Origin of the sequence: Shimia sediminis (assembly GCF_003990645.1) — a bacterium.
In the GTDB taxonomy this organism is placed as follows: Bacteria; Pseudomonadota; Alphaproteobacteria; order Rhodobacterales; family Rhodobacteraceae; genus Shimia; species Shimia sediminis.
The window spans coordinates 1-639 of sequence record NZ_RYZK01000089.1 but is presented as its reverse complement, the minus strand read 5'-3'; the positions used below and the strand labels follow the sequence as shown (position 1 = coordinate 639).

Genomic DNA, 639 nt, shown 5'->3' with positions numbered 1-639 from the left:
TGTCGCCGGACGTCATTGAAAAAAGTCAGTGCTGGACAATCGAAAAAAAAAAATAAAATATGTCCATGTTATCTGTTCGTGTTGCAGCTCGTGCGGCAAGGCGACTTCCAAACAATTCTCAAGTAGTAGCTTTGATTGCTCCAGCAACAAATGTTGCAGCACGAAACTTCCATGCATCTGCCACTACTAATGGAGCTGAAATTAGTTCAATTTTGGAAGAAAGGATCCTTGGTTCAGCCCCCAAAAGTAATCTTGATGAAACTGGTCGTGTCTTAAGTATTGGTGACGGTATTGCTCGTGTGTATGGTCTCAAGAATGTACAAGCTGAGGAGATGGTGGAATTTTCTTCTGGGCTCAAGGGTATGGCTCTTAACTTGGAACCTGACAATGTTGGTGTGGTAGTATTTGGTAACGACAAGCTGATTAAGGAAGGTGATATTGTAAAGAGAACTGGTGCTATTGTGGATGTGCCAGTAGGTGATCAACTGTTGGGACGTGTAGTTGACGCTTTAGGTAATGCAATTGATGGAAGGGGTCCAATTGATACTAAACAACGTCTTCGAGTTGGTATCAAAACCCTTGGAATAATACCAGGGGCTTTGATACCAACTCGAAGACGTTGTTTAGTATCAATTGGAG

General features: G+C 42.4%; 1 pseudogene. It reads left to right on the top strand.

Annotation, left to right across the window (positions count from 1 at the left end):
• Nucleotides 1–65: 65 nt before the first annotated feature.
• A pseudogene (locus EK369_RS22985) lies at nucleotides 66–639 on the top strand (hypothetical protein); the annotation flags it as partial.